The following is a 15,606-nucleotide window of genomic DNA, read 5'->3' as shown; positions in this document are numbered from 1 at the left end:
CTTTCATCCTTTCATAAGACCAAAAGCCTTAAATAAGTCATCATACACGTGATGGACCGATAAAATATCTTTAGGAATCTCAGAGAACCATCGCAAATTATGATTTTTTCTTAAAACACTATCAAAAAACTTTTCTTCATCCTTCATTTTACAAATATAGGGAATCGTAACATTATGTCCCCTCATATTAGGATAAACTAAAGAATAATTTTCACCTCTGATAACATCTCTTACCGTAATTGGCCCTTTACAAATATTTACATCCTGCCCTAGTTCTTTAATAGCGGTTTTATGTACTCGTTCTTCTAACAGCTCTCCAAACCGCATACATCCTCCCGGTATAGACCATCCTTGCCCAAAATATATATCGTCACGCCACGATAGCAACAATTCATTTTTCTTATTAAAAATGAAAAGATCAATATTTGCTACCGGTATAAGTGCTGATATCATTAAAAATACTTCTTCTGGCAATCCTTCTTTGGGAGTAGGACAGTGTTGCAATATATATTCTACATGCGCTAAAAGTTCTTCACTATTTGCCATTCATAAATTCCTCAATCTGTTTTTCCATAACTATAACAACATCATGATTATTTAAATATGCCTTACTCCATTCAACAGTATTTTTTACAGCGTCCTGGATATGCCAAACAGGCTGCCACTTTAGCTTTCTTTTTATTTTAGAACAATCTAATTTTAAAAATTTAGCTTCATGAGGAGCTGCAACATCACTCACATTTCTCCATACAGCATTTTCCCCCCAACAATTGCAGAACAAACTTACTAAATTGCCTGTCGTTACGCAATCAACATCATCAGGCCCAACATTATAAGTATCAGCTAACAACTTATCTTCATACTGTAGCATTGCCAATAATAAATAAGTATATACAGGTTCTAGTACATGCTGATATGGTCTTGTCGAGTATGGATTACGTACAGTAATCTCTGTTCCACGCTGCATAGCACGTACGCAATCGGGAATTATGCGATCTTTTGCAAAATCGCCTCCGCCGATTACATTCCCAGCACGACAAGTAGATATAGCAATATCTTTACCTTCAAAAAAAGCATTTTTATACGAACTCGTTACTAACTCTGAACAAGATTTACTATTAGAATAAGGGTCAAATCCGTTCAATACATCCGTTTCACGATACCCCCACTCCCATTCATTATTCAGATAAACTTTATCAGTAGTCACATTAACAACAGACTTTACACTAGGGCAACTCCTTATTGCCTCTAAAAGATTTATCGTGCCCATAACATTCGTTTCATAAGTATATACGGGATTTTGATAAGATTCTCGGACTAATGGCTGTGCTGCCATGTGAATAACTATATCAGGTTTAACCTCCAGCAATGTTGATTTCAATTTATCTAAATCTCGTATGTCCGCAATAACAGATTTTTTTAAACCTTTGGCAATATCAGCAAGCTCAAATAAATTAGGAGAAGTTGGAGGATTTAAAGAATACCCTATAACTTCAGCTTGTGCCATCATTAGAAATTTACACATCCACGAGCCTTTAAAACCAGTATGGCCAGTTATAAAAACCTTTTTTTCCTTATAAAAGTCAAACAAACTTTTCATCATATCTATTTATCCCACACTTTCCATGGCGCATTTCCCGAATTCCACATCTGTTCTAAGTTATCTTTTTCTCTCTTCGTGTCCATGCATTGCCAAAAACCTTTGTGTATGTAGCTCATGAGTTGTCCTTCCGATGCTAATTTTTCCAAAGGTTCCCTTTCAAATACACACGAATCACCCTTTAAATAATCAAATATTTCGGGCTGTAACACCATGAATCCCGCATTAATTGGAGCACTATCTAAAGCTGATTTCTCCCTAAAAGAATGTACTGAATGATCACTTTCAATATTCAGTATTCCCTTTGATTGGTCATACATTACTGCCGTTAACGTAGCAATTCTTCCATGCGATTTATGAAACGTAACCAACTTGTTTATATCAACATCACAAACTCCATCACCATATGTCATCATAAACGGCTCACTCCCAATATATTTCTGGATCCGCTTAATTCTCCCTCCAGTCATAGTATTTAAGCCGGTATCAACAACAGTAACTTTCCATGGTTCGCAGTGTTGATCATGCACAATCATTTTATTTCCTTGGGTAAAATCAAACGTAATATCTGAAGTATGTAAAAAGTAATCAGCGAACCATTCTTTAATTACATGTTGCTTATACCCTGCACAAATTACAAAATCATTAAAGCCATAGTGAGAATAACTTTTCATAATATGCCAAAGGATAGGCATCCCACCAATTTCTATCATAGGTTTAGGTTTATATTGACTTTCCTCACTAATTCGTGTACCAAATCCACCTGCTAATAAAACAACTTTCACAATATCCCTCCTATAAGCAAAAAAATAATAATCTGATAACTTATAATTTTTATTCTAAGCTTTTTTTATACATTCTACATACATCATTGGCACTACCTATGGCTTGCATCATCCCTTCCGACAACCACACCGCATAATCGCACATTTTTCGCACTTGCACCTCGTCGTGAGACACAAAAATCACAGTGGTTCCACCTGACATCATATCTTCCATTCGTTTGTAACATTTCTTCTGAAATTCATAATCCCCAACGGCTAAAATTTCATCAATAATAATGATATCTGCCCGGACAATAGTAGCAATCGAAAATCCAAGACGCGCAATCATCCCCGACGAAAAGTTTTTAATAGGTACGTCAATAAAACCTTTTAATTCTGAAAAGTCCACAATTTCGTCAAAGTGCTGTTCCATAACCTTTCGGCTATGTCCAAGAACGGCTCCATTTAAAAAGATATTTTCTCTGGCAGTCAATTCCATATCAAATCCAGCGCCTAATTCAATAAGAGGAGCAATGGTCCCACGAACTATAACATTACCATTTGTCGGCTTATATATGCCAGATATAACCTTTAAAAGCGTACTTTTGCCACATCCATTTTTACCAATAAGAGCCCAGGATTCACCTCTTTTAATATCAAAACTTACATCTCTTAAAGCATAAAATTCATGAAACTTCAATTTTCCTTTCGTCGCCATGATGACTAAATCCTTTAGCCCGGAAAATTGTTCCTGCGCCAAGTTAAACCGCATCGATACATTTTGGATACTGACGATTGGTTCATTATTCACTTGTCCAGCCTCCAACTATACATATAATAAAAATTTATTCTGCAATTTTCTAAATATTAGCATTCCCAAAATTAATGTTCCAACACTTAATTCCAAACACAATATCGTATCATCAAAGGTAGGTACCATGTTGTTCAATATAATTTCCCGAAAATATGAGACGATATATAATAAAGGGTTCCAAAACAACATCCATCGAAAATCATCTGGCACAATAGAAATAGGGTAAAAAATAGGCGTCAAATAAGTCCAAGCAGTCGTAAATACACCATATAAATGAAACATATCACGTAAATACACGGCAACAGCTGACACAATTAAACTGACCCCCAAGGAAAATATAAATAAGAAAAATAATGGCACCGGCAAAAGAAATAATGTTGGAGTCAACGCTACACCTGTCACTATCATAACGATAAAAATAGCTACCATGCTGAACAGCATCGTTACAAAGCTTGACATTACTTGCGCCAACGGAAAAATCGGTTTAGGCACATACACTTTTTTCAGTAAAGCTGCATTGCCTATAATCGAATACATAGCTGCCGTTGTAGATTCAGAAACAAAGCTAAATACAACCTGTCCAATAATTAAGTATAATGGATAGTTTGGAATATCAAAGCGAAATACATAAGAAAATACAATAGTCAAAATCCACATCATCAACAGCGGATTCATCAAACTCCAAAGATACCCTAAAAAAGACCGTCTATATTTGATTTTTAAATCCCGCACTACTAACTCTCTTAACAGCGGGATATATTTATGTAACTGTGATATATCGCTATTCACTTACTTTCCAACCTTTCTATGGCATAGTTTTCGTTGTATAAATTTTCCGCCTTTTTTCAGCCAATTTTGTTTTTCCAAAAAAGAAACCTTTTGCTCTACGTAGGGCACATGATTAGTTTCTAGCCATACATCCAATAAGCGTTCCGCAAGAAATCCATATACCCTAGCCTGATAGGTATCGTATTGGCTGATATTCAGCTGCTTTTCTAATTCAAAAAGCAAGCTGAACAGCCAAAAACAATATGCATCATAGTAGTCTCGGCGCATGACGAACATATTGAACCGATGGCCCCATGTCCGCTGCATCACTAGCTCAAATGCCGGGTCATACTGCGGACACTGCTGATGAAGTAATTCTTTGACGGCCTTTAAATCGCCAGCATAGTGGGCGTGTTCATACTGGCTCTGTGTCGTTTCGATAACGTAATTGCGCTTTCCCGGCACAATGATCGGTACATCCTGCAGAAGCCGCTGAAAATCGTCGCCACGGAGAATATTCCTTCGTTTAGCCTCTGTCGTCATAGCCCACTGGGTATGGGAAAAATAACGGCGGTAATGCACCAATCCAACGTAGTCTGCATCCAGATTTTTCCAAGCCCAATATAAGGCCGTCAATTCGCAGAAGTTTGGATTCTTCTCACTTATATTATCACCAGTATCATCCCTTGTATAGCCCAAATCGGCTTTTCCCGCCGCTCCGACATGGATCGGCAAGTACACGTCGTCATCAGGCATCCAGTATTTTTTATGGGCAGCAATCAAAATTTTTATATTCAACGGCACGTCTACCTTTCTTTTCAAAAGTGTTGTTTAACACATTAAATGTGTTGTTTAGCACACTAAATTTGTTGTTTAACACACTAAATGTGTTGTTTGACACATTAAATGCGTTGTTCAGCACACTAAATGTGTTGTTCAGTGTCTATGAGTTACCACATCTACTAACCTAATATGCGCCTTTTTTCCCTAGCACGACGCCAATCGTCCGCCAAATTAAGACAATATCAAACCAGACGTTCCAATTTCGAACATACCAAGTATCCATCTGAACTCGTTCGTCATAGGTCACGTCATTGCGGCCGCTGGTCTGCCACATGCCCGTAATGCCGGGGCGCACCATGTAGAAATCATTAATATATCGGCCGTATTTAGGGACTTCCGCTTTAATAATAGGCCGCGGGCCTACGAGGCTCATGTCCCCTTTCAGCACGTTGATTAGCTGGGGCAGCTCATCCAAGCTGGTCTTGCGAAGGAAGGCGCCGCTTTTCGTGATACGCGGATCGTTTTTCAGTTTAAATTCACTGTGCCATTCTTCTCGCGCTTTGGGATCAGATTCCAGCAGTTCCTCTAATTTTATATCAGCATCCATACACATGCTGCGGAATTTATAACAGGAAAACTCTTTTCCGCCCCGCCCTATACGGCGATGCTTAAAAATAACCGGGCCGGGCGAATCTTTATAAATCCAGAACGCAATCGCCGCCAATACGGGGGAGATACAAATCAAGCCTGCTATCGTGCAGATCAAATCAAAGGCACGCTTGAGAAATCTATTATACCACTGAGCCAGATTATTACGGAAGCTGAATGTAACGATATGCCCGTCAATCAAGCTCTCCATATCCAAGGTCGCCAAGGGCATTTTTCCCATGTCAGGAATAAAAGCAACTCTCTTTACTAATGGCTGCAGCCGGTATATAATCCCCTGAACATCTTCATTTTTAAGACCCGGCGCAATGACCAGCACATGCTTTACGCCGGTTTGCCTGATGACGTTCTCCGCATCAGAAAACGTCCCCAAATGAGGCATCATAGCCAATACCTTTTTTTCCGGTACGTTATCCTCTAAAAAGCCAATAAAATCATATCCTAAGCCGGCGTCTTTCTGCAAATATTCCAACACCAAGGCCGCCGTCTTTCCTGCACCCATGATTAAAATTGGAACTTGCAGCACCTTTACGTGGTTTAGTACTTTTTTTATGATATACCGGCCTATAACGAGAAACGTAAAAGCAAAAATACACAGTAGCCCGACGAATAACCGGGAGGTCTGCGACGCTGTTTGCGCGAGATACATGACAAAAACCAATAATCCAATAGAATATAGGTTGACACTAAAAATCTCAGACATAATCCGCCAGAACTGTGTGCGGCGAGTATATAATTCATGAGTCTGCATAAAAATAATGTACACAAACGGGATAATAACGTGTATGCTCAACCATGACAGGCGCAACGTCGTTTCCGGCACTAGGAGATTACGCAAATGAAAAGAAACCATTTCAGCGCATAAAATGGCCGCGTAATCAACTACCAGCAGCACCACTGGCATCAATATCGCGCTATGTTTATTTTTTATCGATATAGAAGAAGATAATTCATGTTTCTTCATGTCGGCTGCACTCACTTTAGCATAATTCAAAATTTATCAAATTACATTATACCTTAATTATACTCAGTCGTCTACGCCCCCCGCTGACTGCAACAAAACTGTAACAAATAAAGGAAACAAGGGAATTTAAATGTTTTAACTACACTCATATGACTATCACATTACTTAATTCTTACATTCCTTTTACACATGCCTGTCCGCTATAAGAGTCAATGTCATATTTTCATGCAGATGAACTGCTTCATTCGGCAAATTCATCATATCATTTTTCAAACCCTCTGCCACACTTTTCATCAAGACCACTTCACCACGTACGGTTTGATGCTGCAATATATTATAATAGAAAAAAAGAAGAACAGCCTGAGCCGTTCTTCTTTTATTTGTACTGCCATATTTCGTTGTCTTACTCTTCGTCTTCTACCATATCGCCATTGTGATATACGTCCTGGACGTCGTCCAGGTCTTCCAGGGCGTCGATGAGTTTTTCGAGTTTTTCTGTGCCTTCGGCGTCCAAGGTAATGGTGTTGTCCGGAACCATGGTGATGGATGCGTGTTCCGTTTCGATGCCGGCATCGGCCAAGGCTTTTTCTACGTCATCAAAAGCTTCGGGCGTCGTTACGATTTCGAATTCTTCGCCTTCGGTCTTGACGTCGTCGGCGCCTGCTTCGAGGGCTACTTCCATGATCTGGTCTTCGTCGGCGTTTTCCTTGCTTACGACGAAGATGCCCTTGCTCTTGAACATCCAGCCTACGCAGCCTGTTTCGCCGAGGCTGTTGCCGTATTTGGAGAATACGTGGCGGACTTCGGCGGCCGCGCGGTTGCGGTTATCCGTGAGGACGTTGACCGTTACTGCAACGCCGGCCGGGCCGTAGCCTTCGTACGTAATTTCTTCGTAGTTCTGGCCTTCTGTAGCGCCGGCGCCTTTCTGGATCGCCCGCTTAATATTATCTTTCGGAATGTTGTTTTCTTTTGCTTTTTGGAGAGCCAATTTCAAGCGCATGTTGCCGACCGGGTCCGGGCCGCCCATACGAACGGCAATGGTGATTTCACGGCCGATTTTCGTGGTGATTTTGCCGCGGATGGCGTCGTTCTTGCCTTTTTTGCGCTTAATATTTGCCCACTTCGAATGTCCAGACATTCTAATGCCTCCCTCTTATTTCCACCACTCCTCGCCGGCCAGGCGGTCTAAAATAATGGCCGCCGCCGAGCGTACTGACAAGTGGTTATACTCTCCTGCGCCGTATACGGGCTCCAGGATATAATCAAATTGCTCCATCGTCTCTTTCGTCATGCCGTAGCCTGTCCCAAAGAGCAGCAGCACCGGCGTATCGTCTTCTTCGCGCTTGCGGCGCAGCTCCTTATAGGAAATGGTATTGGCATAGGTCCGCGCGTCCGTCGTCACGACGTAAGGGCGCTTTCCCTCCGCCACTTCTACGGCCTTGACGGCTTCTTCAATAGACGGGCGGATGTCAACGATGTCGAAAGCCTGCGTACGGTAGGCATTGTATTTCCTGCCGGCCGGGCTTTCCCAAAAGTCCATGATCTTATGCACCATGTCCAGCTGTCCCGGCACATGATGGATAATGAAGTATTTTTTCACGCCATAGGTCTTGGCCGAACGGGATATGTCGTGGAGATCATAGTTCGTAATGGCCGTGGCTATGACGTTGAAATATTTGTCATATATGGGGTAGTGCACCAATCCTACGTACAGAGACGATTTCATCGGCTTTCTTCTCCTTCCAGCTCCGCCAATATGGCCTTGTCCTTCGCCGACAGGTCGCAGGTTTCCAGCAGGTCGGGCCGCTTCTGCAGCGTCCGCTCCAAGGATTTGCGGCGCCGCCAGGCGTCTATCTTAGCGTGGTCGCCGTTTCGGAGCACCTCCGGGACGGTCAGGCCGCGGAATACGGCCGGCTTGGTATATTGGGGATATTCCAGCAGAGAAGCGTAAAACGAATCGTCGGCCGCGCTTCCGGCTGCGCCGAGGACGCCGGGAATCATGCGGGCTACGGCATCGGTAATGGTCATCGCCGGCAGTTCGCCGCCGGTCAAGACGTAGTCACCGACGGAAATAGTTTCATCGGCCAGGCTTTCTTCTATGCGGTAATCTACGCCTTCGTAGTGGCCGCACAGCAGGATGAGCTGGTCGTACGTCGCCAGCTCCCTGGCCTTGGCCTGCGTGAAGGTTTCACCGGCAGGCCCCATGAGGATGACGCGCCGTTTCGGCACGTCGCGGCGCACGGCTTCTACAGCCGCAAAAAGCGGCCCTGCTTTCATAAGCATGCCGCAACCGCCGCCATAAATCGTGTCGTCTACCATATGATGACGGTCATAGGTGAAATTTCTCGGATTGGTTACATCCAGCTCCAGCAGGCCGGCCGCGCGGGCCCGTCCGATAATGCTATGCCGGTAAAAGGCCTCTATCAATTCCGGGAAAAGTGATATTATATCGATTCTCATTCGTCTACCCATTCAGGCGGGTCGAGCACCATTTTTCCAGACTCTTCGTCAATGGATTTTACGACATCGGGAATGGCTGCAAAGAGCATTTCCTTTCCTTCGTCGTCGGTCACGACGTATACGTCGTTGCTGCCCGTCCGCAAGACGTCGGTAACAGTCCCTAATTTCACATCCTGCAAATCGTAGGCCGTCATGCCGATGATGTCGAAGATGTAATGCTGGCCTTCTTTCAGAGGCATCAAATCTTCTCTCGGCACCTGGAGCTCCTTGCCCCGGAGCAGCTCGGCGGCATTGCGGTCGTCGACGCCGACGAACTTCATAAGGACGACGCGCTTATGGAGCCGCGCGGCGGCAACTTCGTACTTCCTGCCGTCGATGTAGCCGTATTTCATTTGCAGGAAACGCTTCGGAAAATCCGTATCGGGATAAATACGAACATCACCCCGCACGCCGTGCGGGGCAACTATTTGACCGATTGTAAAGAAATCCAATCCAGCCATCGTATTTTATTGGCGAATGGCAACGATCTTGTCGTCTTCGACCAAGATTTCCGTTCCCATTAATTTACCCAAATCATCGCCGACTTGGACGACTACGGTCTGTTCAAGCGTGCCTTGTCTGATTTCGGAACCGATTGCTAACTGTTCAGCTTCGTTTCTGTCATGCTGCGCTTTTGCTTTGGCAGCCTGGAGACGCTGTTTTTGTTCTTCTACGCGGGCCCGCAGGGAAATCAAGCCCTGGGCGTCGATTTTCGCCTGTTCGGTCATCATGCGTTTGGCCTGGAATTCCAGGTTCTGCATTTCCCGATCGATATCACTCAGCGCCTGGTCCGTATTTCTGAGGATTTTGTCCTTCAGTGCCTGGGTTACCTTGGCTTTTACGGCGACAGGAACGCGCAATGTAATCTGATCCATGGTTCCTCCTATACGATATCAACGGATACTTTCTTGTTCGCCTTCACTGCCGCAGCCTTGACAACAAGGCGCAGCGCTTTCGCGATTTTGCCTTGTTTGCCAATGACTTTGCCCATATCTTCGGGCGCGACATGAAGCTGATATACTTCGAGGCCTTTTTTCTGAATTTTCGTAACTGTAACTGCTTCGGGCTGTTTGACGAGCGCCTTGGCAATACATGCAATTAATTCTTCCATATGTCTCAGCCTCTCTTACTTCTTCTTGGATGCTTCAAACTGAGCCATGATGCCGGCTTTTTTGAAAAGGGAGCGAATCGTATCGGTAGGCTGTGCACCTTTGCCGAGCCATGCTACTGCTTCTTCAGCGTTGACTACCAAACGGCTGTCAACGTCTTTAGCCGGATCGTACGTGCCAATCGTCGCAACCGGACGGCCGTTGTTGCGGGCGTCGCGGGAATCAGCTACGACAACGCGATAAACGGGTTTCTTTTTAGCACCTAAACGAGCCAAACGAATTTTAATCATTGAAATTCACCTCCTCTATATGGTATCCCTATGGGGAATCAGCTATTTAAAAGGGCAAGCGGGGCAGGAAGCCGCGCCGTTTCCCCTGCTGTGCTTTCTTAGCCTGCTTCATCATTTTCTGCATCTCCGTAAACTGCTTGAGAAGGCGGTTTACATCCTGTACGCGGGTGCCGCTGCCCTTGGCGATGCGCCGCTTGCGGCTGTCCTTGATGAGCATTTTCGGGTTCGTACTCGCCCGTTCCTGGGCGGTCATGGACGTGATAATCGCTTCAATGCGCTTGAACTCCTTGCCGTCCATGTCGATTTTGTCGAGTTCTTTTTTATATTTGCCAATGCCGGGAATGAGGCTCATGAGGCTGCCCATATTTCCCATTTTCTTGATCATCTGCAGTTGGCTGAGGAAATCATCGAAGGTAAAGCTGCCGCTCTTCATGGTCTTTTTCATGTTGGCCATGGATTCTTCGTCGAAGGCGGCCTGAGCCCGTTCGATAATCGTTTCTACGTCGCCCAAATCGAGGATTCGCGACGCATAGCGGTTCGGATGGAATTCTTCCAAGCCGTCGAGCTTTTCGCTGACGCCGATGTACTTGATCGGCTTGCCCGTTACGGCTTTAATGGACAAGGCAGCGCCGCCGCGGGCGTCGCCGTCGAGCTTGGTCATGATCATGCCGTCGATACCGAGGGCATTGTCGAAGGCCGAGGCTGCTGTTACGGCATCCTGGCCGGTCATGGCGTCTACGACGAGGAGGATTTCATGGGGATGAACCTCTCCCTTGATGTTGACCAGCTCGTCCATGAGGACTTCGTTGATGTGCAGGCGGCCGGCCGTATCGATGATGACGATATCGCGGAGATGGCTCAAGGCGTAAGGAATGGCGTCCTTGGCAATCTTCACCGGGTCCTGGCATCCTTCTTCCGTATAGACAGGCACGTCCAGCTCCTGCCCCAATACCTGGAGCTGCGTAATGGCAGCCGGTCGGTATACGTCGCCGGCGACCAGCAGCGGGCTTTTGCCCTGCTTTTTCAGCCGCCGGGCCAGCTTGCCTGCCGTCGTCGTCTTACCGGCGCCCTGCAGGCCTACGAGCATGACGATTGTCGGCGGCTTGGACGCGATGGCGATGCGGCTCTGCGTCCCGCCGAGGAGCTCTGTCAGCTCGTCGCGGACAATTTTAATAACGGTTTGGGAAGCATTCAAACTGCCGAATACTTCTTCGCCTACGGCTTTTTCCCGTACGCGCTTGATAAAATCTTTCGTAACGGCAAAGTTAACGTCGGCTTCCAGCAATGCGCGGCGCATCTCTTTCAGCGCTTCGCTTACGTCTTCCTCCGACAGCTTGCCCTTGCCGCGAAGCTTTTTGAAGGCCGCTTGAAACCGTTCTGACAAACTTTCGAATGGCATAAAAAGCCTCCTTTATAGCTCGATTTCTTTCAATATATGCGCAGCTTGTTCAATCTGCTCGGCCGTCCCCTGCTCCAGCAAGGCTGCGGCCTGTTCCAGCTTTTCCCGGGCCGCGTCGTTCCGGGCCAGCAGGTGAAGCCGTTCTTCATATTCTTCCAGCGAACGCGATGCCCGGCGCAGCATGTCGTACGCGCCTTGTCTGGAAATGTTCAGCTCTTCGCCGATTTCTGTCAGCGACAAGTCCATTTCAAAATACATTTCCATACAGCGCCGCTGCCGCTCCGTCAAAAGAGGCCCGTATATATCAAGGAGCCGTCCCTTGCGCACTACATCTTCCAGCATGTTGTCACCGCCTCCGCATTCAGCGTACTGTGATAGTATACATAAAAAGGAGATGCCTGTCAAGTAGTTTTACTTGTCAGATGTGATTTTATCGGCAGTTTTATGCTGTCCCAATGCTGGGACTGCCTGCTGCGCCTTTTTCACGTTGACCCGGACATTATAAAAAGTGCTTCCCCGTCCTTTATCGCTCAGGCGCTGCGACGTCAGGGCGTTGACCGACCGGTCGCCCGGGCAGCGCTCAATCCACCACAGGCCTTCCGATACGACCTGCCCTGGAGCCGTCCGGTTCGTTATATGGAGGGTAAATAGGGCTTCGCCCCGGCTGTTCCAAGCGACGACCTTCTCGCCGTCGCCGAATCCCTGCCGGGCTGCGTCATCGGGATGCATGAATAATACCATCGTGCGAGAACGGGTCAATTCGTCCCGTTCGTTGAAGGACGAATCCAATACGCGCGGGTCCGTACCGTTGGTAAAGTAATAGTCGCCCTCTTCCTCACAGGCAGGGAAATAATCGGGCATCGCCGGCGTCTCCCCGTCGTTCTTGATTTCGATTTTTCCCGACGGCGTACCGAAGGTCAGCTTGTACCCCTCCGGCAGTCCCAGCTCGACGGGGTCGCCGCGGCGCAGGGCGTTCCTGTCGACGGGAACGGGCCAGGAACTCGTCGAATCGATAAGCGCCTCGACGAGATCGTCTTCACTTTGATGGAAAAACGGATCGTCTATTCCCATTGCTTTCGCCAAATCGCAGGCCACGCGCCAGTTGGACCGGCATTGCCCTAAGGGTTCGATGACGGCCTTTCCTCGTCCGACGACGTAGCTGCCGTATGAATAATAGAGGTCGTCATGCTCCAGCGACGTCGTCGCCGGCAAGATGATGTCAGCGTAGCGGGCCGTATCGGTCAGGAACCGTTCGTGGACGACGGTAAACAAATCTTCCCGGGACAATCCGGCGATGACTTGATTTTGGTCAGGAGCCGTGCAGGCCGGATTGGATGAATAGACAAAAAGGCTGCGGATGGGCCGCTCTGTCTGCAGCAGGGTCGAGCCGATTTCACACATATTAACACGCCGTACCGGCTTTTTCCACTCGTCCTTTGTCACGACGGACTGGTCGAAGGCCGTACTGCACGACGTCGACATCATCAGGCCGCCGCCCGTATATTGCCATGCGCCGCTGGCAGCAGGCAGACAAGCGATGAGCCGCACGGTCATGGCTCCGTTCGTATAGCGCGACAATCCCGCGCCGAGGCGAATAAAGGGAGCCTTCGCTCTGCCGTAAGCCGCGGCCAGCTCTTCCACGACAGCTGCCGGAACGCCTGTCGCGTCCTGCACATAGGCCGGCGTATACTTCGGCAGCACGTCCCTCTGCAGCTCCGTCCAGCCCTGCACGTATGCATGGATAAACGCCTCGTCGCACAGGCCGTCCCGCCGGAGACAATGCAGGACGCCCAAAGCCAAGGCCCCGTCGCTGCCCGGCCGGTCTGGATAAACCGGTCGGCCCGCCGCGCCGTCTCGGTAGCGTACGTATCAATGCACCAGACCTGAGCACCCCGCTTCTTCGCTTCCCGCACATCTTTGAGAAAATGGAGGTTCGTCGACAACATACTGATGCCCCAAAGGATGATGAAATCGCTGTGCTGCGCTTCCTGAGGCCTCATGCGCAGCGTATGTCCCATGACGCAGTTCCATCCGTAGTTCTTAGCGGCCGAGCAAATCGTCCGTTCCAGCTCAGACGCGCCGAGCCGATAAAATAGGCCGTGGTATGCATTATGCTGGACCATGCCCATCGTGCCGGAAAAAGAATAGGGCAATATGGCTTCACCGCCGTATACATTTAGTATGTGCCGCCACCTTTCGGCAATGTTTCGCAGCGCCTCGTCCCAGGACACCGGCTCAAATTGACCGGAGCCCTTTGGACCGGTCCGGCGCAGCGGCGTCAGCAGCCGCCTGGGAGAATACACTGTCCGCTCGTAATGAGCCATTTTCGGGCACAGCATGCCCCGGGTAAAGGGATGCTCAGGATTACCGGCCACCTTGACGACGACTCCCTTATCTCTGTAAGCCAACAGCCCGCAGGCATCGGGACAATCATAAGGACAAACGGTTTTGCAGATTTCCATAGTCTCACCTCGTATGCACTAGTCTATATCCGCATTGTATAAAACAGATGTATGTTTGTCAAAATCAACGAACCTTCTGTATACGCAAAAAGCGTTCTGCCGAGAGAACGCCTTTTATGTACATATATTATTGTATTAGAAGAAATCGTTTTTCTTTCCATATGTCAGCCAGCGTCACATTCGATATGGCGTCAAAAAGGCCGATATGGAAGCTGCCCATGCCCTTGGATTCCGCTGCCGCCTGCTCGCCGGCAATGCCCATAGCCGCTGCAGCCAGCACCGCAGCGTGCCACGGCTTGCGGGCCGACATGTACACCGCCGTCAGTACGCCGAGCATGCAGCCTGTGCCTGTCAGCTTCGCCAGGACCGGCGTGCCGTTGGCAATGCCGCAGGCTTGCGTTCCATCGGTTACGACGTCGACAGGACCGCTGGCCAATACGACAGCCCGATGGGCCGCCGCATAAGCGCCGAATTCTTCAGCCGCTGCGGCAAAGGTATCTGCCGTCACGGCATCGGCCGCGCCGGCGTCGACGCCCGAGCCATGAGAGTCTAACCCGCAGAGAGCGCGGATTTCCGAGCTGTTTCCCTTGATGACGGCCGGATGATATGTCTCGATAAAGTCATGGGCAAAGCGGCGGCGCAGGGTACTGCACGATACGCCTACGGCGTCGATGAGGATGGGTATGCCCAGCTCGTTGGCCCGCGCTGCTGCCCGCTGCATGCCTTCCATGCGGTCGTCGGCAATATTTCCCAAGTTCACGGCCAGTACGGAAGCCAGCGACACGAATTCCGCCGCTTCCTCCGGGTGAGACGCCATGTTGGGACTGGCCCCGACGGCCAGAACCAAATTGGCGCAGTCGTTCATCGTAATGGGATGGGTAATGCAGTGAATGAGCGGCTTCGTCTCTTCAACATGGCGAAGGATAGACGCAAAGGACTCATACAGATTATTTTCGTTTTCCATTTTCATATACCTGAATACCTAATTTCTGCTGGAATTCGCGGAGCGTGCCGCTGCGGGACAAGGCCATGAGCAGGCAAAAGGCGATGGAACCGCCGATGAGGGTCCCGCTGATGAACATGGGCACGTAGTACATCCACGACAGGCCCGTACGGCCGTAGAAGATTTCCATAACCGGGTAAGACACGACAGCGCCGATAATGCCCGTGCCGATGATTTCACCGATGACGGCGCCGATAATCTTGCCCTTCGACGCCCGGTACAGCAAGCCCGACAGGACGGCGCCAAAAACGGCGCCGGTCAGCGCCAGCGGCGGAATTCCCATGATCGTCATGCGGATAATGCCGATGAGAGTCGCGCACAGCAGGGCATACCACGGTCCCATGAGAACGGCGCAGACGATATTGATCAAATGCGCCATGGGGCACATGCCTTCAATACGCAGAATCGGCGAAATGACAACGCCCAGACCAATCAGCATAGCCAGCAGCACCAGCCGCAGCACTTTTTTATCTTTTTCCATAAAA

18 protein-coding genes and 1 pseudogene are annotated in these 15,606 nt (G+C 48.1%); all 19 read right to left on the bottom strand.

Features of this window, described 5'->3' with window-relative positions; translation table 11 throughout:
- Nucleotides 1-3: 3 nt before the first annotated feature.
- The 19 genes and pseudogenes from CJ260_RS05360 to thiW all read right to left on the bottom strand — a co-directional run bounded on the left by CJ260_RS05360 (nucleotide 4) and on the right by thiW (nucleotide 15,602).
- Complete coding sequence (locus CJ260_RS05360; protein WP_095629460.1) at nucleotides 4-546, bottom strand: hypothetical protein; 543 nt, start codon at nucleotides 544-546, stop codon at nucleotides 4-6.
- Nucleotides 536-1,603 carry a CDP-glucose 4,6-dehydratase gene (rfbG, locus tag CJ260_RS05355; protein WP_198947401.1) on the bottom strand — a complete coding sequence of 356 codons (1,068 nt, stop codon included), beginning with the start codon at nucleotides 1,601-1,603 and terminating at the stop codon, nucleotides 536-538. Before rfbG ends, CJ260_RS05360 begins: the two co-directional genes overlap by 11 nt.
- Before the next feature lie 2 nt (nucleotides 1,604-1,605).
- Nucleotides 1,606-2,385, bottom strand: a complete 780-nt coding sequence (rfbF, locus tag CJ260_RS05350) for a glucose-1-phosphate cytidylyltransferase (RefSeq protein ID WP_095629459.1) — start codon at nucleotides 2,383-2,385, stop codon at nucleotides 1,606-1,608.
- Nucleotides 2,386-2,434: 49 nt separating this feature from the next.
- The gene (locus CJ260_RS05345) at nucleotides 2,435-3,175 is read right to left on the bottom strand and encodes an ABC transporter ATP-binding protein (RefSeq protein WP_095629458.1); all 741 of its coding nucleotides are present in this window, start codon (nucleotides 3,173-3,175) and stop codon (nucleotides 2,435-2,437) included.
- Between the two features lie 15 nt (nucleotides 3,176-3,190).
- On the bottom strand, nucleotides 3,191-3,967 hold the full coding sequence (locus CJ260_RS05340) for an ABC transporter permease (protein ID WP_095629457.1): 777 nt from the start codon (nucleotides 3,965-3,967) through the stop codon (nucleotides 3,191-3,193).
- The gene (locus tag CJ260_RS05335; RefSeq protein WP_353935757.1) at nucleotides 3,968-4,768 is read right to left on the bottom strand and encodes a DUF4422 domain-containing protein; all 801 of its coding nucleotides are present in this window, start codon (nucleotides 4,766-4,768) and stop codon (nucleotides 3,968-3,970) included.
- Nucleotides 4,769-4,913: 145 nt separating this feature from the next.
- On the bottom strand, nucleotides 4,914-6,359 hold the full coding sequence (gene wbaP, locus CJ260_RS05330) for an undecaprenyl-phosphate galactose phosphotransferase WbaP (RefSeq protein WP_095629456.1): 1,446 nt from the start codon (nucleotides 6,357-6,359) through the stop codon (nucleotides 4,914-4,916).
- 403 nt (nucleotides 6,360-6,762) lie between these two features.
- Nucleotides 6,763-7,497 carry a YebC/PmpR family DNA-binding transcriptional regulator gene (locus CJ260_RS05325; protein WP_087478293.1) on the bottom strand — a complete coding sequence of 245 codons (735 nt, stop codon included), beginning with the start codon at nucleotides 7,495-7,497 and terminating at the stop codon, nucleotides 6,763-6,765.
- Between the two features lie 15 nt (nucleotides 7,498-7,512).
- Entirely contained in the window at nucleotides 7,513-8,085 is a 573-nt protein-coding gene (locus tag CJ260_RS05320) for an RNA methyltransferase (protein WP_095629455.1), read from the bottom strand.
- Nucleotides 8,082-8,819 (bottom strand): tRNA (guanosine(37)-N1)-methyltransferase TrmD, encoded by a 738-nt coding sequence (gene trmD, locus CJ260_RS05315; RefSeq protein WP_095629454.1) that lies wholly within the window; start codon nucleotides 8,817-8,819, stop codon nucleotides 8,082-8,084. Before trmD ends, CJ260_RS05320 begins: the two co-directional genes overlap by 4 nt.
- Nucleotides 8,816-9,319, bottom strand: coding sequence for a ribosome maturation factor RimM (rimM, locus tag CJ260_RS05310; protein WP_095629453.1), 504 nt, complete (start codon nucleotides 9,317-9,319; stop codon nucleotides 8,816-8,818). The genes trmD and rimM overlap by 4 nt, the downstream gene beginning before the upstream one ends.
- A 6-nt stretch (nucleotides 9,320-9,325) precedes the next feature.
- Nucleotides 9,326-9,733 carry a YlqD family protein gene (locus tag CJ260_RS05305; protein WP_087478289.1) on the bottom strand — a complete coding sequence of 136 codons (408 nt, stop codon included), beginning with the start codon at nucleotides 9,731-9,733 and terminating at the stop codon, nucleotides 9,326-9,328.
- 8 nt (nucleotides 9,734-9,741) lie between these two features.
- Nucleotides 9,742-9,969, bottom strand: coding sequence for a KH domain-containing protein (locus tag CJ260_RS05300; protein WP_087478288.1), 228 nt, complete (start codon nucleotides 9,967-9,969; stop codon nucleotides 9,742-9,744).
- Between the two features lie 15 nt (nucleotides 9,970-9,984).
- The gene (gene rpsP / locus CJ260_RS05295) at nucleotides 9,985-10,257 is read right to left on the bottom strand and encodes a 30S ribosomal protein S16 (protein ID WP_095629452.1); all 273 of its coding nucleotides are present in this window, start codon (nucleotides 10,255-10,257) and stop codon (nucleotides 9,985-9,987) included.
- A gap of 46 nt (nucleotides 10,258-10,303) precedes the next feature.
- Nucleotides 10,304-11,656, bottom strand: a complete 1,353-nt coding sequence (gene ffh / locus CJ260_RS05290) for a signal recognition particle protein (RefSeq protein WP_095629451.1) — start codon at nucleotides 11,654-11,656, stop codon at nucleotides 10,304-10,306.
- 12 nt (nucleotides 11,657-11,668) lie between these two features.
- Nucleotides 11,669-11,998, bottom strand: coding sequence for a YlxM family DNA-binding protein (gene ylxM, locus CJ260_RS05285; RefSeq protein ID WP_095629450.1), 330 nt, complete (start codon nucleotides 11,996-11,998; stop codon nucleotides 11,669-11,671).
- 72 nt (nucleotides 11,999-12,070) lie between these two features.
- A pseudogene (locus CJ260_RS13400) lies at nucleotides 12,071-14,086 on the bottom strand (molybdopterin-dependent oxidoreductase); the annotation flags it as partial.
- 159 nt (nucleotides 14,087-14,245) lie between these two features.
- On the bottom strand, nucleotides 14,246-15,088 hold the full coding sequence (gene thiM / locus CJ260_RS05275) for a hydroxyethylthiazole kinase (RefSeq protein WP_095629449.1): 843 nt from the start codon (nucleotides 15,086-15,088) through the stop codon (nucleotides 14,246-14,248).
- Nucleotides 15,066-15,602 (bottom strand): energy coupling factor transporter S component ThiW, encoded by a 537-nt coding sequence (gene thiW, locus CJ260_RS05270; RefSeq protein ID WP_095629448.1) that lies wholly within the window; start codon nucleotides 15,600-15,602, stop codon nucleotides 15,066-15,068. Before thiW ends, thiM begins: the two co-directional genes overlap by 23 nt.
- Nucleotides 15,603-15,606: the final 4 nt, after the last annotated feature.

Origin of the sequence: Megasphaera sp. ASD88 (assembly GCF_002287425.1) — a bacterium.
GTDB classification, from domain to species: Bacteria; Bacillota; Negativicutes; order Veillonellales; family Megasphaeraceae; genus Megasphaera; species Megasphaera stantonii.
The sequence above is the reverse complement of the archived record's forward strand: the minus strand, read 5'-3'. Positions and strand labels throughout refer to the sequence as shown.